Here is a 21,463-nt window from a genome sequence, read left to right on the forward strand (position 1 = left end):
GCAGCGTGTTATTCCTGGATCACATCGGCACCCTTGGGGATGTCGAACTTGAACTTGGACGCAGGCACCGGCTGGTTGGCCTTGACTCCGGAGAACAGGATATCGGTGCGTTGGCCAACACTGTCGACCAGGCGCATGTTGTTGATCACGCCATTGCCGAACGACAGGGACAATGTGTCAAACAGCGTGTCCTTGGATTTCGGCTTGAGGGTGAACTCGATCACGTTGCTGGTTTGCTTGGAGGTGATGTCGAAGCTGTCATTGATCTTCGACACATCACCCGACAGCAGCAGCGCCGGAGTCTGGTTCAGGCGCGGGTCAAGCTTCTTGATGGTGGCTTGTTCCAGGTCCGGGTCCCACAGGGTGACCTTCTGGCCATCAGACACGATGGTCTGCTCAGCCTTGCCTTCGGTGTGCCAGTAGAACAGGCCAGGACGCTGCACGGCCATTTCGCCTGCGGTTTCCTGCAACTGGGTGCCGCCGGCATCCAGGGTCAGTTGGGAGAAGCGCGCAGTCAGGGTCTGGGATTTGTCCAACAGGTTCTTCAGGCTGGCCACGGAAGCCGGGTCAGCGTGGGCCGAAACAGCAGTCAGGGCCAGTGCCGGCAACAACAGCATGCGGATAAGGCGCATGGGAGTCCTCATTGAGTGTTCAGGGCGTGCCGCGTGCTGCCACGCGGCACGGGATCAGTCGCGCATCTGCCCGGGGGCAATGACTTCGCGCGAGCCGTTGGTGTTCATTGCAGTGACGACACCGGCCATTTCCATGGCTTCGATCATGCGGGCGGCGCGGTTGTAGCCGATTTTCAATTTACGTTGCACCGCGGAAATCGAAGCGCGACGGCTTTCCAGTACGAAGGCCACGGCCTCGTCGTACAGCGCGTCGGTTTCAGCATCATCGTCACCACCGCCGCCGCCATTTTCAAAGCCGCTGCCGGCTTCTTCGACGCCGTTGAGGATGTCGTCGTTGTATTCCGGTGCGCCGCGCAGTTTCCAGGCTTCCACCACGCGGTGTACTTCATCGTCGGAAACGAAGGCACCGTGGACCCGGATCGGCAGGCTGGTGCCCGGCGGCATGTAGAGCATGTCACCGTGGCCGAGCAGTTGTTCGGCGCCACCCTGGTCGATGATGGTCCGCGAGTCGATCTTGCTCGATACCTGGAACGCCATTCGCGTAGGAATGTTGGCCTTGATCAAGCCCGTGATCACGTCCACCGAAGGACGCTGGGTGGCGAGGATCAAGTGGATACCGGCGGCACGGGCCTTCTGGGCGATACGTGCGATCAGTTCTTCGACCTTCTTGCCGACGATCATCATCATGTCGGCGAATTCGTCGACCACCACCACGATGGTCGGTAGCTTGGTCAGTTTCGGCGCTTCGTCATGGATGCTTTCGCGCTTGTACAACGGGTCATCGATGGTCTCGCCGCGCTCTTGGGCTTCCTTGATCTTGGCGTTGAAGCCCGACAGGTTACGCACGCCCATCTTCGCCATCAATTTGTAGCGGCGCTCCATCTCGGCGACGCTCCAGCGCAGGGCGTTGGCGGCGTCCTTCATGTCGGTGACCACTGGGCACAGCAGGTGCGGAATGCCTTCGTAGATCGACAGCTCCAACATCTTCGGGTCGATCATGATCAGCTTGGCGTCTTCCGGGCCCGACTTGAACAGGATCGACAGGATCATCGCGTTCACCCCCACCGACTTACCGGAACCGGTGGTACCGGCCACCAGCAGGTGAGGCATCTTCGCCAGGTCGGTGATCACCGGCTTGCCGCCGATGTCGTGGCCCAGCGCCAGGGTGACCGGCGATTTGAAGTTGTCGTATTCCGGCGTCGACAGCACCTCGGAGAAGCGCACGATCTGGCGGTCTTCGTTGGGAATCTCGATACCTACGGTGGTCTTGCCGGGGATGACTTCCACAACACGTACGCTGGTTACGGCCAGGGAACGCGCCAAGTCTTTCGCCAGATTGGAAATACGGCTGACCTTGACGCCGGCGGCCGGCTGGATTTCGTAACGAGTAATCACCGGGCCGGGATGGATCGAGTCCACCGACACTTCGACGCCGAATTCCTTGAGCTTGATTTCCAGCAGGTGGCCGACGGCCGCCAGGGATTCCGGGGAATAGTTGAGTTGTTTCTTTTCGGCCGGGTCGAGGATCGAGATCGGCGGCAACGTGCCTTCAACCGCACTGTCGACGAACAGCGGTGCCTGTTTCTCTTTCTGCACGCGATGGCTCGGCTCTGGGGCCTTGGGCGGTGCCGGGGCAATCACCGGCGGCACCTGCTTCTCGCGGTCCGACATGTGCTTGCTCAGGGCCTGTTCGCGTTCGATCAGGCGTTCCTTGACCTTGGCCTGCTCGCGCCGATCCGGCGTACTCGGCGCCACCACCTCGTTGACGCGGGTATCTACCTCGCGCAATTGGGCGACCATGCGCTTGCGATCGACCCGTGCCGCCCACCAGCGGTTGGCGGCGCCCTGGAACAACTCCAGCAGGTCGAGGGTGATCTTGCCGGTCACGTCCATTACCTTGAACCACGACAGGTCGGTGAACACGGTGAGGCCGAACAGGAACAGCGCGATGAACATCAGCGTGCTGCCTTGGATATTCAGGGTCCTGCGTGCCAAGTCACCGAGGCTTTCGCCCAACGCCCCGCCCGCGCCCGCCGGCAAGCCGGTCGGTGCATGAAAATGGATATGCGCCAGCGCCGCACCGGACAGCACCAGAAACACCAGGCCAATCAGGCGCCAGGAGAATAGCCAACCGCTCCACTGCCACGGTTCATGACGCTGGCGGAAGATCTGCCAGGTCTTGATCGCCAGCAGCAACGGGAAGATATAAGCGAAGTAACCCAGCACCATGAACAGGATATCGGCGCTGTAGGAACCGGCAGGCCCGCCGAAGTTCTGCACGTCTTCGATCTTGCTGTTGTGGCTCCAGCCCGGATCGTCCTTGCCATACGTGAGCAAGGCCATCATCAGGAACAGGCACAGCGCGCCGATAGCGATCAGCGCGCCTTCCTTGAGACGATAATGCAGGTGCTGGCGCCAGGCCGGCACGACTGCTGCTTTAGGTGTTGCGGCGGATTTCTTCAAAACGGGTCTTTTCCTGCGCCTTTAGCGCGTCCATCTGTTGAATGACTGCAAATACTGCCCAATCCGAGCAGCTGAAAAATGAACGTGCGTCGTTGAATCTACTTTTAACATTGGGCGCTTGCTGGATGAAATGACGAAAGCGCCACAATGCCCGCATTGTACGGGTTTGTGCCGGCGATGCCACGTCCCTGCCCTTCACTCGGCAGCATAGCCAATTTAGTGTCACAACATGTTCAATTTGAGCATGCATTGTCTTTGCTGACAAAGGCTTATGCGCTGTTTTTATCAATCCAGGCAAGCTTGGCAAATGGCCTGCATGGCACAGACCCGATTACGACCACGCCGCCGAGGCAGAGTTGCAGAAACACCTGCTCACGCTAATCCACCTCAATAGCCGATTCGGGCTGGCCCGATGGCGCCATGTCGACAATAATCAGCACTGCGCAAGCAGGTGTCATACCTGCCATCCCCTCCCCTTCCGTAAGCCTGGATGCCATGCTGACCTGGTTACAACGCGATTCACTGACATTCCCTCCACTGGCCAAGGCCATGCGCGAACCCAATGGCCTGCTGGCTGCCGGTGGCGATCTTTCGGCCGAACGCCTGGTACAAGCCTATCGCCACGGCTGCTTTCCGTGGTTTTCGGACGGCCAGCCGATCCTCTGGTGGTCACCCGACCCGCGCACGGTGATATTCCCCGACGAGCTGCATGTGTCCCGCAGCCTAGGCAAATTGTTGCGCCAGCAGCGCTACAGCGTGACCTTCGACCAGGATTTCGCCGCCGTCATCCAAGCCTGCGCCGCACCGCGCGCGTATGCCGATGGCACTTGGATCACCGAGAGCATCCAGAGCGCTTACCTGGAACTGCACCAGCGCGGCTACGCCCATTCGGTGGAGGTCTGGGACGACGGCAAACTGGTGGGTGGTTTGTATGGCCTGGCGATGGGCCAGCTGTTTTTCGGCGAGTCCATGTTCAGCCGTGCCGATAACGCCTCGAAATTCGGCTTTGCCACGCTGACCCGCCAACTACAGGAATGGGGCTTTGTATTGATCGACTGCCAGATGCCCAACGATCACCTGCACAGCCTGGGTGCCCGCGCCATATCCCGCAGCGACTTCGCAGGTTTCCTGCGCGACCATCTGGATCAGCGCAGCGCTGGACCGTGGGTTTCCTAGGCGACTTCCGCGCTCCTGGCTTACACTTATTTCAAAGCTTATCCGAGGGTTGATCATGACCGAGTTGGCGCGTTTGAAGTTTTATGCCACTCAACCCCACTCTTGCAGCTATCTGCCCGACGAGCAGGCCACCACACTGTTCCTCGACCCCAGCCAGCCTATGGACGTGCATGTGTATGCCGACCTGTCGGAGATGGGCTTTCGGCGCAGTGGCGATCATCTGTACCGGCCTCATTGCCAGAACTGCAATGCCTGCGTCCCGGCACGCATTCCCGTGGCGCAGTTTCTGCCGGACCGCAACCAGAAACGCATCCTTAAGCGCAACGCCGACCTGACGGTGATGCCAACCAAGCCACGCTTCACCGAAGAATATTTCGACCTTTACCAGCGCTATATCGAGGAACGCCACGCCGACGGCGATATGTTCCCGCCCAGTCGCGACCAGTTTTCCACGTTCCTGGTACGCGACCTGCCCTTCTCGCGCTTCTATGAGTTTCGCGCCGACGGCCGGTTGGTGGCAGTGGCCGTGACCGATTTGCTGCCTAACGGCCTGTCGGCGGTCTACACCTTCTACGAGCCTGCCGAAGAGCGCCGCAGCCTGGGACGCTTTGCAATCCTGTGGCAAATCGGCGAAGCACTGCGCCTGGAACTGGAGGCGGTGTACCTCGGCTACTGGATCAAGAACTGCAAAAAGATGAACTACAAGACCCAATATCGGCCCATAGAACTGCTGATTAATCAAAGATGGGTCGTGCTTAACTAGAACCCCTTGGCTTAAACACCCTTTTTCGGGCACAATGCACGCCGCTTTTGCCTGGCGCAGTTGCACCGGGCCATTCACTGGATACCGAGGGCTTTACTGCATGTCGAAAGAAGACAGCTTCGAAATGGAAGGCACTGTCGTCGACACCCTGCCCAACACCATGTTTCGTGTGGAGTTGGAAAATGGGCACGTCGTAACCGCGCATATCTCCGGCAAGATGCGCAAGAACTACATTCGTATTCTTACCGGTGACAAAGTGCGCGTCGAGCTGACGCCCTATGACTTGAGCAAAGGGCGCATCACTTACCGCGCTCGCTAAGCAAGTCAATACAAAACGCCCGGTTATGCCGGGCGTTTTTGTGTGCGCGCCATTTTCATGCGCGCGCTCTTGTAGGAGCCCGGCTTGCCGGCGATGGCGACCGTGAGGCAAGCGCCGATCTTGCGGGCCTCATCGCCGGCAAGCCGGACTCCTACAGGTGGCGCGGCGTTCGCGGGATAGCAAAAAGGCGCCTTTCGGCGCCTTTTGCATTGTTGCGGTCAGCTATCAGGCCATTTCAGCCGTGGTTTCGAACTCGAAGGTCAGCTCGCCATCCTTCAGGTCGATGTGCACCACGCCGCCATGGTCGGAAAGTTCGCCGAACAGGATCTCTTCGGCCAATGGCCGCTTGATCTTGTCCTGGATCAGACGCGCCATTGGGCGAGCGCCCATTGCCGCATCGTAGCCGCCCTCGGCGATCCAACTGCGCGCCGCTTCCGTGACATCCAGCTGCACGCGCTTGTCTTCCAGCTGCGCCTGAAGCTCGGTGAGGAACTTGTCCACCACGCTTTTGATGACCTCATGGCTGAGGCGACCAAACTGGATAATGGTGTCCAGACGGTTGCGGAATTCCGGCGTGAAGCTCTTCTTGATCACTTCCATTGCATCGGAAGAGTGATCCTGATGGCTGAAGCCGATCGAAGCCCGCGCGGCCGTTTCGGCACCGGCGTTGGTGGTCATGATCACGATCACATTGCGGAAGTCCGCCTTGCGCCCGTTGTTGTCGGTCAAGGTGCCGTGGTCCATCACCTGCAGCAGCAGGTTAAAGACTTCCGGGTGGGCCTTCTCGATTTCATCGAGCAGCAGCACGCAATGCGGTTGCTTGGTAATCGCCTCGGTCAACAGACCGCCCTGGTCGAAACCGACATAGCCCGGAGGCGCACCGATCAGGCGCGACACGGTGTGACGCTCCATGTATTCGGACATGTCGAAACGGACCAGCTCAATGCCCATGGCCTTGGCCAACTGCCGCGCCGCTTCGGTCTTGCCGACGCCGGTCGGGCCAGCGAACAGGAACGAACCAACGGGCTTGTCCGGCGACTTGAGGCCCGCACGCGACAACTTGATCGCGGTGGACAGCGCATCGATGGCCGCATCCTGGCCGAACACGGTGAGCTTGAGGTCGCGCTCCAGGTTACGCAGCAGCTCCTTATCGGAACTGTTGACGTGTTTAGGCGGAATCCGCGCGATCTTCGCCACGATGTCCTCGACCTGAGCCACATCAATGCGCTTCACACGCTTCTCAACCGGCTGCAGGCGCTGGTAGGCACCCGCCTCGTCGATCACGTCGATGGCCTTGTCCGGCATGTGCCGGTCATTGATGTAGCGCGACGCCAGCTCAGCCGCTGAACGCAGGGCTTCATCGGTGTACTCGATGCCATGGTGCGCCTCGAAACGCCCCTTGAGGCCACGCAGGATGCCGATGGTGTCTTCAACCGAAGGCTCGGACACGTCGACTTTCTGGAAGCGACGCGCCAGGGCACGGTCTTTTTCGAAGATGCCGCGAAATTCCTGGAACGTGGTCGAGCCGATGCAACGGATATCCCCCGACGACAGCAGCGGCTTGAGCAGGTTGGAGGCGTCCATCACCCCACCGGAAGCCGCACCGGCGCCAATGATGGTGTGGATTTCATCGATGAACAGGATCGCCTGCGGGCGTTTTTTCAGCTCGCCGAGGAGCGCCTTGAAGCGCTTCTCGAAATCGCCACGGTACTTGGTCCCGGCGAGCAACGCACCCAGGTCCAAGGAGTAGACGACGCTATTGGCCAGCAGGTCAGGCACCTGGTTATCCACGATGCGCTTGGCCAAGCCTTCGGCAATTGCGGTCTTGCCCACGCCCGCCTCACCCACCAGCAACGGGTTGTTCTTGCGACGACGTGCAAGGATCTGCGCTACGCGCTCAACTTCAAGCTCACGCCCCACTAGCGGATCGATCCGCCCCTGGCGCGCCAGTTCGTTGAGGTTGCTGGCATAGGCATCCAGTGGATTGCCCGAAGAAGAAGACTCACCGCCCTCGTCGTCCTGCATATCCTGCTCACCCTCGGAATGATCGCCGTGCCCAGGCACCTTGGAGATACCGTGGGCGATGTAGTTGACGACATCGATACGCGCAACGCTCTGCTGTTTCAGCAGGAACACTGCCTGGCTTTCCTGTTCGCTGAAAATCGCCACAAGCACATTGGCGCCTGTGACCTCACGCTTACCGGAGCTCTGAACATGGAACACGGCACGCTGAAGCACCCGCTGGAAGCCCAGGGTTGGCTGGGTTTCACGGTCTTCATCGTGGACTGGAATAAGTGGCGTCGTGGAGTCGATAAACTCCTGCAGGTCATGCTTGAGTTTGTCGAGGTTGGCGCCGCACGCACGCAAAACGGTGGCGGCAGCTTCATTGTCCAAAAGTGCCAGCAGCAGGTGTTCGACGGTCATGAATTCATGACGCTTCGAACGAGCCTCCTTGAAGGCAAGATTGAGGGTGACTTCGAGCTCGCGGTTTAACATAGCTTCACCTCATACCCAAGTGGTCGGCGTTAACCGTCCTTCTCGATTTCACAGAGTAGCGGATGCTGGCTTTCCCTGGCGTACTGGTTGACCTGCATGGCCTTTGTCTCGGCGATGTCGCGGGTAAACACTCCACATACTGCCCGTCCTTCTGTGTGAACGGCCAGCATTACCTTGGTCGCCAACTCGCGGTTCAGGTTAAAAAACACCTCGAGCACTTCGACCACGAAATCCATCGGTGTGTAGTCATCATTGAACAAAACCACCTTGTACATCGGCGGCGCCTGTAAGGCAGGCTTGGCCTCCTGAACAGCAATGCCTGCAGAACCGTCGTCATCATGTTCCTGATCCGGTCGATCCTGATTGAATGTTAGTCGAATCTGGCTGTTTGCATGCATGGAAAGAAAGGTTCGTCAGTGGTTCAAATACAGTGGTGGGGGCGACCTGTCAGAATTTCAACTACTGACCGATCGGTCGCCTTGACTATCGGCGAAACGGTGTTACAACCAATAGAACCCACAGTGGGTAAAAAAGGTCCGCGCAGTCAACCTTATTTATTCGGGTTAGGACGGATAAACTGGATGATACTCCAGTGATGGAGTCTGGTGCAGAGGGATATGGGCATGGCAAGCGGTAAGGTCAAGTGGTTCAACAATGCCAAAGGGTACGGCTTCATTATTGAAGACGGCAAGGATGAAGACCTTTTTGCGCATTACTCAGCGATCAAAATGGAAGGTTATAAAACGCTGAAGGCGGGGCAGCCGGTCTCCTTTGACATTATTCAGGGGCCCAAAGGCAAGCACGCAGTCGACATCAGTGCGCCAGTCACCATCGGCACAGCCAAAGAGGGCGTCGCTCAAAAATCAAAAGAGCAATTAGCCTAATCGACCACCGAGCAGGCGCCCAATAAAAAACCGGCCATTCCGTTTACGGTATGGCCGGTTTTTTTACCCCCTTCGCTTACATGTGCGAGATCAGCGCATCACCGAAGCCAGACGAAGACACCAGGATGGCACCGTCCATCAGACGCTCGAAGTCATAAGTCACAGTCTTGGCAGAAATCGCACCATTGGTGCCCTTGATGATCAAATCCGCCGCCTCGGTCCAGCCCATGTGCCGCAGCATCATCTCGGCTGACAGAATCAACGACCCCGGATTCACCTGATCCTTGCCCGCATATTTAGGCGCAGTACCGTGGGTCGCTTCGAACATCGCCACGGTGTCCGACAGGTTCGCGCCCGGCGCAATACCGATACCGCCCACCTCCGCCGCCAATGCGTCGGACAGGTAATCACCATTCAGGTTAAGCGTCGCGATCACATCATACTCGGCCGGACGCAGCAGGATCTGCTGGAGCATGGCGTCGGCAATGGCGTCCTTGACCACCACATTCTTGCCGGTCTTCGGGTTCTTGAACTGCATCCACGGGCCGCCGTCGAGCAGTGTGGCGCCAAATTCTTCGGCCGCCACTTCGTAGGCCCACTCCTTGAAGGCACCTTCGGTGAACTTCATGATGTTGCCTTTGTGCACGATGGTCAGTGAGTCGCGGTCGTTATCCACTACATATTGCAGGGCTTTACGCGCCAGGCGCTTGGTCCCTTCCTTGGAGACCGGCTTCACGCCAATCCCGCAATCCTGGTCGAAACGGATCTTGGTGACGCCCATTTCTTCCTTGAGGAACTTGATCACCTTGATCGCTTCGGGTGAGCCCGCCTTCCACTCGATGCCGGCATAAATGTCTTCTGAGTTTTCACGGAAAATAGTCATGTCCACGTCGCCAGGCTTCTTGACCGGACTGGGCACGCCTTCAAACCAGCGCACCGGGCGCAGGCATACATACAGGTCGAGTTGCTGACGCAGGGCCACGTTCAACGAACGGATGCCGCCGCCGACGGGGGTGGTCAGCGGCCCCTTGATGGAAACCACGTAATCCTTGACCGCATCCAGGGTTTCCTGGGGCAGCCAGGTGTCCTGGTCGTAGACTTGAGTCGCTTTCTCGCCGGCATATACCTCCATCCAGGAGATCTTGCGCTTGCCGCCGTAGGCCTTTTCAACAGCTGCATCGACTACCTTGATCATCACCGGGCTGATGTCGACGCCGATACCGTCACCTTCGATGTAAGGGATGATCGGTTGGTCAGGAACATTGAGAGAATGGTCTGCATTGACGGTGATTTTGTCGCCGACTGCCGGAACCTGAATCTTCTTGTATCCCATGCTGAACTCCATCTATGGATTGAACATCTGGCTGCGTTCGAGCCTACTCCAGATAAATGGCGACTGAAACCTCACGCCATGCTCATTTGCATCGAAAACAGCATAATTTGTCGCCTACAAGCCTGAAAGCAAAGGCAAAATCGCCAATCTCGAGCACATCGTGCGACTTTGGTCGCAACCTGGGCCCTGCGACCTTTAGACCAATGGACGACACACCTTTTGTATGAAGGCTCGGCGTAAGCATAGCGACCTATGTATAATGCCGCCGCTGACCAAAGAGTCACGACGGCCGACCGCTCTATAACAGTGCCCTCCGCCAGAAAAGCCGGACTAAACAATAGTCCACCCGCTTGACGCTCGACTGATGCAACCCAACATCACCGCGAAGAAACCTCGACATTTCGCTCATGGATGACTTTGAACGAACGCGCTCCACCCGGCGCATCTCGAGTTTCTGCGCACGCTTTCAGCAAAGAAGAGAGTTAATCCGAATATGCCCACCCGCTCGAAGATCATCTACACCTTCACCGACGAAGCCCCGGCCCTCGCCACCTATTCACTGCTGCCTATCGTAGAGGCCTTCACCGCTTCCGCTGATATTGCCGTGGAAACCCGCGACATCTCCCTCGCCGCGCGCATCCTCGCAAGCTTCCCCGAGCAACTGGGCGCCAAGGCTATCCCGGACCACCTCGCCGAACTGGGCGACCTGGCCGTTACGCCCGAAGCCAACATCATCAAGCTGCCTAACATCAGCGCCTCGACCCCGCAGCTGCAAGCCGCGATCAAGGAACTGCAGGCCCAGGGCTACGCCCTGCCGGACTACCCGGAAACCGTAACCACCGACGCGGAAAAAGAAACCCGTGCACGTTACGACAAGGTCAAGGGCAGCGCCGTGAACCCGGTACTGCGCGAAGGCAACTCCGACCGCCGCGCGCCGCTGTCGGTCAAGAACTACGCACGCAAGCACCCGCACAAGATGGGCGCCTGGGCTGCCGACTCCAAGTCGCACATTGCCCACATGAACAGTGGCGATTTCTACGGCAGCGAAAAAGCCGTGCAGATCGAAACCGCTGACGCTGTCAAAATCGAGCTGATCGCCCAAGACGGCACCGCCACTGTCCTGAAGGAAAAGACTTCGGTACAGGCCGGCGAAATCATCGACACCGCCGTACTGAGCAAGAAAGCCCTGCGCGCATTCATCGCCGCTGAAATCGAAGACGCCAAGAAGCAAGGCGTGCTGCTGTCGGTTCACCTGAAAGCCACCATGATGAAGGTCTCCGACCCGATCATGTTCGGCCAGATCGTTGCCGAGTTCTACAAAGACGCCCTGACCAAGCACGCCACCGTGCTGGAGCAGATCGGCTTCAACCTGAACAACGGCATCGGCGAACTGTACGCTCGCATCAAGGCCCTGCCGGCCGAGCAGCAAGCGCAGATCGAAGCTGACATCCAGGCCGTATACGCGGCTCGCCCGTCCCTGGCGATGGTCAACTCCGACAAAGGCATTACCAACCTGCACGTGCCAAGCGACGTGATCGTCGACGCCTCGATGCCGGCCATGATCCGTGACTCCGGCAAGATGTGGGGCACCGACGGTCAACTGCACGACACCAAGGCTGTGATCCCGGATCGCTGCTACGCCACCATCTACCAAGCGGTCATCGAAGACTGCAAGGCCAATGGCGCCTTCGACCCAACCACCATGGGCAGCGTGCCAAACGTTGGCCTGATGGCGAAGAAAGCCGAAGAGTACGGCTCCCACGACAAGACCTTCCAGATCAAGGCTGACGGCGTAGTCCGCGTCACCGACAGCAAGGGCAGCCTGCTGATGGAACAGAAAGTCGAAGCCGGCGACATCTTCCGTATGTGCCAGACCAAAGACGCGCCGATCCAGGACTGGGTCAAACTGGCCGTCAACCGCGCCCGCGCCAGCAACACCCCGGCCATTTTCTGGCTGGACCCCAAGCGTGCACACGACGGCGTCGTGGTCGAGAAAGTTCAGGCTTACCTGAAAGACCACAACACCGAAGGCCTGGACATCCGCATCATGTCGCCGGTCGACGCGATGAAGTTCACCCTGGAGCGCACCCGCAAGGGCCTGGACACCATCTCGGTGACCGGCAACGTACTGCGCGACTACCTGACCGACCTGTTCCCGATCATGGAACTGGGCACCAGCGCCAAGATGCTGTCGATCGTGCCGCTGATGAACGGCGGTGGCCTGTTCGAAACCGGCGCCGGCGGCTCGGCACCGAAGCACGTGCAGCAACTGGTGGAAGAGAACTTCCTGCGCTGGGATTCCCTGGGCGAGTTCCTGGCCCTGGCCGCATCCCTTGAGCATTTGGGTGTGACGTACAACAACCCGAAAGCCCTGGTACTGTCCAAGACCCTGGACCAGGCCACCGGCCAGTTCCTCGACAACAACAAGTCGCCATCGCGCAAAGTCGGCAACATCGACAACCGCGGCAGCCACTTCTACCTGGCGCTGTACTGGGCTCAAGCCCTGGCCGCCCAGACCGAAGACACTGCACTGCAAGCGCAGTTTGGCGAACTGGCCAAGACCCTGACCGCGAACGAAGCAACCATCGTTGCCGAACTCAACGCCGTGCAGGGCAAGCCAGTCGACATCGGCGGCTACTACGCGGCGAACCCGGAGCTGACCAGCAAAGCCATGCGCCCAAGCAACACCCTCAATGCGGCAATTGCCAAGTTGAAGTAAGGTTGTAAGGCTGCAAAAAAGCCCCGGCCCTGTGCCGGGGTTTCTGTTTTTACTCTTTAACTGAAAAAACTGAATCAAAATGTGGGAGCGGGCTTGCTCGCGAATGCGGTGGTCAGCCTACACCTGCAGCGACTGACACTCTGCATTCGCGAGCAAGCCCGCTCCCACATTGACTGCAATCCTGCCCAAAGACCGCGTCGCATTCTTCATTGAGACTTTCCATGACCTGGCAACCCCACATTACTGTCGCCACCATCGTCGAAGACAACGGCCGCTTTCTGATGGTCGAAGAGCTCAAAGGCGGCCGCGCGGTATTGAATCAGCCTGCCGGCCACCTCGACCCACACGAAACCCTGACCGAAGCTGCCATCCGCGAAACCCTCGAAGAAACCGGCTGGGACGTCGAAGCCACCGGCATCGTCGGCATTTACCTGTACACCGCCCCCAGCAATGGCGTGACCTACCAGCGTGTGTGCTTCATCGCCAAAGCCCTGAAACACCACCCTGACTATCAACTCGACGAAGGCATACTGCGTGCCCGCTGGCTGACCCGCGACGAACTGATGGAGCTGCGCGACGACTGGCGCAGCGAGCTGATCATCCGCTGTATCGATGATTATCTGGCCGGCCAGCGCCACAGCCTCGAATTGATCCGCCCTTCTCTTTAGCCTTGAAGGCCTGAGCCTGATAGAATCGCGTCCTTTTTCAAGACACCCGTTGAAACCCTATGCGTGATCCAGCCCCTTCTGACACACAAAAGAAGCGCGTCATCGTCGGCATGTCCGGCGGCGTGGATTCTTCCGTTTCCGCCGTTCTGCTCATGGAGCAGGGTTATGAGGTGGAAGGCCTGTTCATGAAGAACTGGGAAGAAGACGATGGAACGGAATACTGCACCGCCATGGACGACCTTGCGGACGCCCAGGCCGTGTGTGACAAGATCGGTATCAAGCTGCACACCGCCAACTTCGCCGCTGAGTACTGGGACAATGTGTTCGAGCACTTCCTGGCCGAATACAAGGCAGGCCGCACGCCGAACCCGGATATCCTGTGCAACCGTGAAATCAAGTTCAAGGCGTTTCTCGACTACGCCATGATGCTCGGCGCCGACCTGATCGCCACTGGCCACTACGTACGCCGCCGCGATATCGATGGCCGCACCGAGCTGCTCAAGGGCCTGGACCCGAACAAGGACCAGAGCTACTTCCTGCACGCCGTCGGCGGTGAACAGATCGCCAAGACCCTGTTCCCGGTGGGCGAGCTGGAAAAACCCGAAGTGCGCAAGATCGCCGAGAAACACGGCCTGGCCACCGCCAAGAAGAAGGATTCCACCGGGATCTGCTTTATCGGCGAGCGCCGCTTCAGCGACTTCCTCAAGCAGTACCTGCCGGCGCAACCGGGCGAAATCCATACCACCGAAGGTGAAGTCATCGGCCGTCACCATGGCTTGATGTACCACACCATCGGCCAACGCCAGGGCCTGGGCATCGGCGGCTTGAAAGATGCCGGTGAAGAACCGTGGTACGTGCTGGTCAAGGACCTGGAAAACAACGTGCTGATCGTCGGCCAAGGCAACGAGCATCCGCTGCTGTTCTCCGGCGCCCTGCTGGCTTCGGAAATCTATTGGGTCAACCCGATCGACCTGAGCACCCCGCGCCGCCTGACCGCCAAAGTGCGCTATCGCCAGAGCGACCAGCCTTGCACCCTGGAAAAAACTGCCACCGGCTACCGCGCCACCTTTGATGACCCGCAACGCGCGGTGACGCCTGGCCAGTCCGTGGTGTTCTACGACGGCGAAATCTGCCTGGGCGGCGGCGTGATTGAAGTGGCCGAAGCCTGGAGCAAATCGGCATGAGCCCGACCCAGGAGCAATTGACAGCGCTAGGTGGGGTCTTTCTCGCCGCTGTACTGGTGGACAAGATCGCCAAGACCGGCCAGGTCACCGAGGCCGGCCTGACCTGCATGCTCGGCAGCCTGCTGATCCGTGACCCCAAGGACACGTTGGAAGTCTACGGCGGCGACGACCTCGCGCTGCGTGAAGGCTATCGCGCGTTGATCGGCGCACTGGAACGCGACCCCAGCACCCTGCAGCGCGAGCCGCTGCGCTACGCCCTGTCGATGCTCGGTCTTGAGCGTCAACTGGCCAAGCGCGACGACATGCTGGAGGTCATCGGCAAGCGCTTGCCACAGATTCAATCCCAGGTGGAACACTTCGGCCCAGCCCACGAAAACGTGATCGCGGCCTGTGGTGCGCTGTACCAGGACACCTTGAGCACCTTGCGCCAACGCATCCAGGTCCACGGCGACATGCGCAACCTGCAGCAACCGAACAACGCCTCGAAAATCCGCGCCCTGCTCCTGGCCGGCATTCGTTCGGCGCGGTTATGGCGCCAGTTGGGCGGTCATCGTTGGCAATTGGTGATCAGTCGTCGCAAATTGCTCAAAGAGCTTTACCCGTTGATGCGCAACGAATAAGTCGCACCAGCAGGCCTTTTTCAAGCCGTTACGCGTAATACGCCGGTCAGTTGGCAACGGACCGGCGGATTTTTTCATGTATGATACGCGCCCCATTTCGTTGCCCGACTGTCCGAGAACACCCCATGCAGCTCTCTTCGCTCACTGCGGTTTCCCCTGTAGACGGCCGCTACGCCGGCAAAACCCAGGCCCTGCGCCCTATTTTCAGCGAATACGGCCTGATCCGTGCTCGTGTACTGGTTGAAGTGCGTTGGCTCCAGCGCTTGGCCGCTCATCCCGCCATCAGCGAAGTGCCGGCGTTCTCCGCGCAAGCCAACGCTGTGCTCAACACCCTGGCGGAAAACTTCTCCCTGGAGCACGCCGAGCGTGTGAAAGAGATCGAGCGCACCACCAACCACGACGTCAAAGCCATCGAATACCTGCTCAAAGAGCAAGCGGCCAAGCTGCCGGAACTGGCCCAGGTCAGCGAGTTCATCCACTTTGCCTGCACCAGCGAGGACATCAACAACCTGTCCCACGCGCTGATGCTGCGCGAAGGCCGTGATGACGTGATGCTGCCGCTGATGCGCCAGACCGCCAACGCCATCCGCGAGCTGGCTATCCGCTTCGCCGACGTGCCGATGCTGTCGCGCACCCACGGCCAACCGGCTTCGCCGACTACCCTGGGCAAAGAACTGGCCAACGTGGTGTACCGCCTGGAGCGCCAGATCGCTCAAGTCGCTGCCGTACCGCTGCTGGGCAAGATCAACGGCGCCGTGGGCAACTACAACGCCCACATCTCGGCCTACCCTGAGATTGACTGGGAAGCCAACGCCCGCGCCTTCATAGAAGACGAACTGGGCCTGGGCTTCAACCCGTACACCACGCAGATCGAACCCCACGACTACATTGCCGAGCTGTTCGACGCCATTGCGCGCTTCAACACCATCCTGATCGACTTCGATCGCGATATCTGGGGCTACATCTCCCTGGGCTACTTCAAGCAGCGCACCATTGCCGGTGAAATCGGTTCGTCGACCATGCCGCACAAGGTCAACCCGATCGACTTCGAAAACTCCGAAGGCAACCTCGGCATCGCCAACGCACTGTTCCAGCACCTGGCCAGCAAGTTGCCGATCTCCCGCTGGCAGCGCGACCTGACCGACTCCACCGTACTGCGCAATCTCGGCGTGGGCTTCGCTCACAGCGTGATCGCGTACGAAGCCAGCCTCAAAGGCATCAGCAAGCTGGAGCTCAACGAGCAGAAGATCGCCGCTGACCTGGACGCGTGCTGGGAAGTCTTGGCCGAGCCGATCCAGACCGTGATGCGTCGCTACAACATCGAAAACCCGTACGAGAAGCTGAAAGAATTGACGCGCGGCAAGGGCATCAGCCCTGAAGCACTGCAGACTTTCATCGATGGCCTGGACATGCCAGCCGCGGCCAAGGCCGAGCTGAAACTGCTCACCCCGGCCAACTACATCGGCAACGCTGTAGAGCAAGCCAAGCGCATCTGATCGTTGCTTGACCCTTTGAGACGCCCGGCCGCGCCGGGCGTTTTTATTCCAGTCTGAAAAGTGCTTTCTTTCAATAGGTTACACATGAATCCTGATATCCCTCTTCAACTTCTGGGCGGCATCACGGCACGGGAATTCCTGCGCGACTACTGGCAGAAAAAGCCGCTGCTGATCCGTCAGGCCATCCCTGATTTCGAAAGCCCGATCGACGCCGACGAACTGGCCGGCCTGGCCCTGGAAGAAGAAGTCGAATCGCGCCTGGTGATCGAACACGGCGAGCGTCCGTGGGAACTGCGCCGCGGCCCGTTTGCTGAAGATGCCTTCAGTACCCTGCCTGAGCGCGAGTGGACCCTGCTGGTGCAGGCCGTCGACCAATTCGTGCCGGAAGTGGCCGAATTGCTGGAGCAGTTCCGCTTCCTGCCAAGCTGGCGCATCGACGACGTGATGATCAGCTTCGCCGCGCCCGGCGGCAGCGTGGGTCCACACTTCGACAACTACGATGTGTTCCTGCTGCAAGCCCAAGGCAAGCGCAACTGGAAGATCGGCCAGATGTGCAACTCGGAAAGCCCGCTGCTGCAGCACGCCGACCTGCGCATCCTCGCCGAATTCGAAGAGAGCGCTGAGTGGGTCCTGGAACCGGGCGATATGCTCTACCTGCCGCCACGCCTGGCGCACTTCGGCATTGCCGAAGATGACTGCATGACCTACTCCGTCGGTTTCCGCGCTCCAAGCGCCGCCGAAGTGCTGACCCACTTCACCGACTTCCTCAGCCAGTACCTGACTGACGAAGAACGCTACACCGACGCCGACGCCCAGCCGGTCAGCGACCCGCACCAGATCCAGGGCGACGCGCTGGACCGCCTCAAGAGCCTGCTGGCCGAGCACATGAGCGACGAGCGCATGCTGCTGACCTGGTTCGGCCAGTTCATGACCGAACCACGCTATCCTGAACTGGTAGCCGGCGAGGAACTGGGCGAAGAAGACTTCATCAGCGCCCTGCAAGACGGCGCGATCCTGGTGCGCAACCCGAGCGCGCGCATGGCCTGGTCGGAAGTCGACGACGACGTGCTGTTGTTCGCCAGCGGCCAGAGCCGCTACCTGCCGGGCAAGCTGCGTGAACTGCTCAAGCTGATCTGCGCCGCCGACGCCCTGCATGCCGAAAACCTCGGCCCGTGGCTGGCGGACGAAGACGGTCGCGATCTGCTGTGCGAACTGGTCAAGCAAGGAAGCCTGGGATTTGCCGATGAATAAAATTCACGTAAGTGTCGCGGACTGGCAAAAGGATATCGCCGAGATTCGGCGCATTCGTGAAGCGGTGTTTATCGCTGAACAATCGGTTCCACCGGAGCTGGAGTGGGACGCGGATGACGCCGGCGCTGTGCATTTCCTTGCATTCGAAGGCGATTTTCCGATTGGTACCGCGCGCCTGCTGCCCAGTGGCGAGATCGGACGCGTTTCGGTACTCAAGGACTGGCGCGGCTTGAAGGTCGGCGACAAGCTGATGGAAGCGGTGATCGGCGTGGCCGAGCAGCGCGGCCAGACCAAGCAGTTCCTGAGTGCGCAGGTGTATGCGGCGCCGTTCTATGAGCGACTGGGCTTCAAGATCGTCAGTGAAGAATTCCTTGAAGTCGGGATTCCGCATGTGGACATGGTGCGCGGGCACTGAGCTGTCTCGTTCGCGAGCAAGCCCGCTCCCACATTTGACCGAGTGCACTCTTTGGAATGCGGTCGAATGTGGGAGCGGGCTTGCTCGCGAAGGCTACTTCAGCAACACCCAAAATGCCCTGCACTGCCAGGGCATTTTGCCGTCTACGATTCAATTTGCGACCTGCCAGGCCGACAAACTGGCACTATCCAGCCTAAATGACTCGCAGAGATAACGGACATGTCCCTACGCACCCTGCTCACCGCCCTCCTCCTGACCGCCAGCGTTTCAGCCATGGCTGACACCGAAGTCGTCAACCTGAGCAACCGCACCAGCGCCGACCTGCTCCCCGTAGCGCAGAATTTCATCGGCAAGGACGGCACCGTCAGCGCCTACGGCAACCAGTTGATCGTGAATGCCGACCCCGCCAAAATCCAGGACCTGCGCGCCCTGCTCTCTCAACTCGACACTCCCGCCAAACGCCTGCTGATCACCGTCGACACCAACGAAAACAATCAGCAGAACAGCGGCGACAGCCAGACGCGCATCATCAGCTACGGCACCGCCAGTCGTGACGGTGGCGTCCAGCAGATCCAGGCCAGCGAAGGCGTGCCCGCGCTGATCCAGGTCGGCCAGAGCGTACCGCTGACCACCACCCAGCAAGACAGCTACGGCCGCCTGCAAAACCAGACCCAGTATCGCAACGTCACCCAGGGGTTCTACGTGACGGCCAGCGTCACTGGCGAAACCGTGCACCTGGCGATCAGTACCAACCGTGACCGCATGAGCCAGGAACGTCCCGATGTAGTGAATGTACAAAGTACCGACACAACCGTCAGCGGGCGACTAGGCGAATGGATTCCCCTGGCCGGCATCAATCGCGAAACCCAGGCCGACAAATCCTCTACAACCCGCAGCTACTCTACTCAAGGCCGCGAAGACCTGACTGTACGGGTGAAGGTCGACACCCTGAACTGAAGCACCAAAAACTGACTGATGAGTCGTATTAGACTAAAGATGTAGTGCTTGAAAAAAAGCACTACAAAACATTTGACGATCCAAAAAAGCATGGGCATGATGGCCTCGCTCCCGCTAATCAGGGGCCCTGGCAAGGGCCTTCGGATCGCCGCTCTAAGCTACCCACCTGAGCCGATTCGTGTCTGTACCGCCCACAAGGCGTGTTTGACGAGGTTGCGACTGGAACGAAGTTGTCCCGAGGGACGGAAGCTAACCAGGTAACCCGGCTACACGCTGTTGAACACCCAAGGGCCCACGACGCCCTCAGACTGTTCGCGGCCCGCCTTTACCTACCGCCCCTCTCGCCAATCGTTCATCCCGTCGCATTCCCCGCCAGACCCGACATGACCGCCTAAGCTTCTGGTCAGCGAGCAGCCCTGCCCACGCATTTGAATGCAGGGCTGGCAAATGGATTTTTCCACCACAAGAAGACGCGACGAGGTTTACTTCCATGGCACTGACACGCGAACAGCAAATTGCAGCCCTCGAAAAAGACTGGGCTGAAAACCCACGCTGGAAAGGCGTGACCCGCGCTTATTCCGCTGCTGACGTCGTCCGCCTGCGTGGCTCGGTTCAACCTGAGCACACCTTTGCAAAACTCGGCGCCGAGAAGCTGTGGAACCTGGTGACCCAAGGTGCCAAGCCTTCCTTCCGTCCCGACAAAGATTTCGTCAACTGCATGGGCGCCCTCACTGGCGGCCAGGCAGTGCAACAGGTGAAAGCCGGTATCCAGGCAATCTACCTGTCCGGCTGGCAAGTGGCAGCGGACAACAACTCCGCTGAATCCATGTACCCCGACCAATCGCTGTACCCGGTGGATTCGGTTCCAACCGTGGTCAAGCGCATCAACAACTCGTTCCGTCGTGCCGACCAGATCCAGTGGAAAGCCGGTAAAGGCCCGGGTGATGAAGGTTATATCGACTACTTCGCGCCTATCGTGGCTGACGCTGAAGCCGGTTTCGGCGGCGTACTGAACGCCTACGAGCTGATGAAGAGCATGATCGAGGCTGGCGCTGCCGGCGTACACTTCGAAGACCAACTGGCATCCGTGAAGAAATGTGGCCACATGGGCGGCAAGGTACTGGTTCCGACCCAGGAAGCGGTACAGAAGCTCACCGCTGCCCGCTTGGCTGCTGACGTTGCCGGTACTCCTACCATCATCCTGGCGCGTACCGATGCCAACGCGGCTGACCTGCTGACTTCGGACTGCGACCCGTACGACCAACCGTTCGTGACCGGCGAGCGCACCCAGGAAGGTTTCTACAAGGTACGTGCCGGCCTGGACCAGGCGATTGCCCGTGGCCTGGCCTACGCGCCGTACGCCGACCTGATCTGGTGCGAAACCGCCAAGCCGGACCTGGACGAAGCCCGTCGTTTCGCCGAAGCGATCAAGAAGGAATACCCGGACCAACTGCTGTCCTACAACTGCTCGCCTTCTTTCAACTGGAAGAAAAACCTGGACGACGCGACCATCGCCAAGTTCCAGCGCGAACTGTCCGCGATGGGCTACAAGCACCAGTTCATCACCCTGGCCGGCATCCACAACATGTGGCACAGCATGTTCAACCTGGCGCACGACTACGCCCGCAACGACATGACCGCCTACGTGAAGCTGCAAGAGCAGGAGTTCGCTGACGCATCGAAGGGTTACACCTTCGTGGCGCACCAGCAGGAAGTGGGCACCGGCTACTTCGACGACATGACCACCGTGATCCAGGGCGGCACCTCGTCCGTGACCGCGCTGACCGGGTCGACCGAAGAAGAGCAGTTCCACTAAGCACCGCGTACACGGCCACTGCGTAACCGTTCAAAAGCTAACCGCAGTGCCGCACAACAATCACGCCCCGACCCGTTCGGGGCGTTTTTTTTGCCCGCACAAATCTATCTGAAGCACCGCGATCCAAATGTGGGAGCGGGCTTGCTCGCGAAAGCGCTGGTTCAGTCAGCACATCTTTGCCGGGCACACCGCTTTCGCGAGCAAGCCCGCTCCCACAAGGGGAATGCATTCAGCTTGATGATTTTGTGCAAAACATTGATCCAGAGCGGTA

Annotated in this window: 18 protein-coding genes; 13 read left to right on the forward strand and 5 right to left on the reverse strand. The window is 59.4% G+C overall.

The window, feature by feature from the left end; genetic code table 11:
* Nucleotides 1–8: 8 nt before the first annotated feature.
* A complete protein-coding gene (lolA, locus tag RB216_RS17515; protein WP_016975527.1) occupies nucleotides 9–632 on the reverse strand; it encodes an outer membrane lipoprotein periplasmic chaperone LolA in 624 nt (207 codons plus the stop codon).
* A gap of 54 nt (nucleotides 633–686) precedes the next feature.
* A complete protein-coding gene (locus tag RB216_RS17520; RefSeq protein WP_028616791.1) occupies nucleotides 687–3,095 on the reverse strand; it encodes a DNA translocase FtsK in 2,409 nt (802 codons plus the stop codon).
* A 495-nt stretch (nucleotides 3,096–3,590) separates the two neighbouring features.
* Here RB216_RS17520 and aat point away from each other — a divergent pair, with 495 nt between their 5' ends.
* The 3 genes from aat to infA all read left to right on the forward strand — a co-directional run bounded on the left by aat (nucleotide 3,591) and on the right by infA (nucleotide 5,353).
* Complete coding sequence (aat, locus tag RB216_RS17525; RefSeq protein WP_028616792.1) at nucleotides 3,591–4,271, forward strand: leucyl/phenylalanyl-tRNA--protein transferase; 681 nt, start codon at nucleotides 3,591–3,593, stop codon at nucleotides 4,269–4,271.
* Between the two features lie 55 nt (nucleotides 4,272–4,326).
* Nucleotides 4,327–5,034, forward strand: a complete 708-nt coding sequence (locus RB216_RS17530; RefSeq protein WP_028616793.1) for an arginyltransferase — start codon at nucleotides 4,327–4,329, stop codon at nucleotides 5,032–5,034.
* Between the two features lie 100 nt (nucleotides 5,035–5,134).
* The gene (gene infA, locus RB216_RS17535; RefSeq protein WP_002553999.1) at nucleotides 5,135–5,353 is read left to right on the forward strand and encodes a translation initiation factor IF-1; all 219 of its coding nucleotides are present in this window, start codon (nucleotides 5,135–5,137) and stop codon (nucleotides 5,351–5,353) included.
* Between the two features lie 225 nt (nucleotides 5,354–5,578).
* Here infA and clpA read toward each other — a convergent pair whose 3' ends face one another.
* The gene (clpA, locus tag RB216_RS17540) at nucleotides 5,579–7,849 is read right to left on the reverse strand and encodes an ATP-dependent Clp protease ATP-binding subunit ClpA (RefSeq protein ID WP_028616794.1); all 2,271 of its coding nucleotides are present in this window, start codon (nucleotides 7,847–7,849) and stop codon (nucleotides 5,579–5,581) included.
* Nucleotides 7,850–7,878: 29 nt separating this feature from the next.
* Nucleotides 7,879–8,247, reverse strand: coding sequence for an ATP-dependent Clp protease adapter ClpS (clpS, locus tag RB216_RS17545; RefSeq protein WP_005789091.1), 369 nt, complete (start codon nucleotides 8,245–8,247; stop codon nucleotides 7,879–7,881).
* Nucleotides 8,248–8,466: 219 nt separating this feature from the next.
* Between clpS and cspD the strand changes: the two genes are divergently transcribed.
* Nucleotides 8,467–8,733, forward strand: a complete 267-nt coding sequence (gene cspD, locus RB216_RS17550) for a cold shock domain-containing protein CspD (protein WP_028616795.1) — start codon at nucleotides 8,467–8,469, stop codon at nucleotides 8,731–8,733.
* Nucleotides 8,734–8,809: 76 nt separating this feature from the next.
* Here cspD and icd read toward each other — a convergent pair whose 3' ends face one another.
* Nucleotides 8,810–10,066 carry an NADP-dependent isocitrate dehydrogenase gene (icd, locus tag RB216_RS17555; RefSeq protein ID WP_068938123.1) on the reverse strand — a complete coding sequence of 419 codons (1,257 nt, stop codon included), beginning with the start codon at nucleotides 10,064–10,066 and terminating at the stop codon, nucleotides 8,810–8,812.
* 493 nt (nucleotides 10,067–10,559) lie between these two features.
* On the opposite strand from icd, the gene RB216_RS17560 reads away from it, so the two are divergent.
* The 9 genes from RB216_RS17560 (at nucleotide 10,560) to aceA (ending at nucleotide 21,192) form a co-directional block, all read left to right on the forward strand.
* Complete coding sequence (locus RB216_RS17560; RefSeq protein ID WP_308907663.1) at nucleotides 10,560–12,785, forward strand: NADP-dependent isocitrate dehydrogenase; 2,226 nt, start codon at nucleotides 10,560–10,562, stop codon at nucleotides 12,783–12,785.
* A 221-nt stretch (nucleotides 12,786–13,006) separates the two neighbouring features.
* Nucleotides 13,007–13,453, forward strand: coding sequence for an NUDIX hydrolase (locus RB216_RS17565; protein WP_028616798.1), 447 nt, complete (start codon nucleotides 13,007–13,009; stop codon nucleotides 13,451–13,453).
* A gap of 59 nt (nucleotides 13,454–13,512) precedes the next feature.
* Complete coding sequence (gene mnmA / locus RB216_RS17570) at nucleotides 13,513–14,637, forward strand: tRNA 2-thiouridine(34) synthase MnmA (protein WP_028616799.1); 1,125 nt, start codon at nucleotides 13,513–13,515, stop codon at nucleotides 14,635–14,637.
* The gene (gene hflD, locus RB216_RS17575; protein WP_028616800.1) at nucleotides 14,634–15,257 is read left to right on the forward strand and encodes a high frequency lysogenization protein HflD; all 624 of its coding nucleotides are present in this window, start codon (nucleotides 14,634–14,636) and stop codon (nucleotides 15,255–15,257) included. Before mnmA ends, hflD begins: the two co-directional genes overlap by 4 nt.
* A 125-nt stretch (nucleotides 15,258–15,382) precedes the next feature.
* Nucleotides 15,383–16,753: an adenylosuccinate lyase gene (gene purB, locus RB216_RS17580; protein WP_028616801.1), complete on the forward strand. Its 1,371-nt coding sequence runs from the start codon at nucleotides 15,383–15,385 to the stop codon at nucleotides 16,751–16,753.
* Nucleotides 16,754–16,837: 84 nt separating this feature from the next.
* Nucleotides 16,838–18,004: a ribosomal protein uL16 3-hydroxylase gene (locus RB216_RS17585; RefSeq protein ID WP_038847892.1), complete on the forward strand. Its 1,167-nt coding sequence runs from the start codon at nucleotides 16,838–16,840 to the stop codon at nucleotides 18,002–18,004.
* On the forward strand, nucleotides 17,997–18,419 hold the full coding sequence (locus tag RB216_RS17590) for a GNAT family N-acetyltransferase (protein WP_122683848.1): 423 nt from the start codon (nucleotides 17,997–17,999) through the stop codon (nucleotides 18,417–18,419). Before RB216_RS17585 ends, RB216_RS17590 begins: the two co-directional genes overlap by 8 nt.
* A 219-nt stretch (nucleotides 18,420–18,638) precedes the next feature.
* Nucleotides 18,639–19,376 carry a secretin N-terminal domain-containing protein gene (locus tag RB216_RS17595; protein WP_308907664.1) on the forward strand — a complete coding sequence of 246 codons (738 nt, stop codon included), beginning with the start codon at nucleotides 18,639–18,641 and terminating at the stop codon, nucleotides 19,374–19,376.
* A 490-nt stretch (nucleotides 19,377–19,866) separates the two neighbouring features.
* The gene (gene aceA, locus RB216_RS17600) at nucleotides 19,867–21,192 is read left to right on the forward strand and encodes an isocitrate lyase (RefSeq protein WP_010458877.1); all 1,326 of its coding nucleotides are present in this window, start codon (nucleotides 19,867–19,869) and stop codon (nucleotides 21,190–21,192) included.
* The last annotated feature ends 271 nt before the right edge of the window (nucleotides 21,193–21,463 follow it).

Origin of the sequence: Pseudomonas canadensis (assembly GCF_030980095.1) — a bacterium.
Classification (GTDB): Bacteria; Pseudomonadota; Gammaproteobacteria; order Pseudomonadales; family Pseudomonadaceae; genus Aquipseudomonas; species Aquipseudomonas canadensis.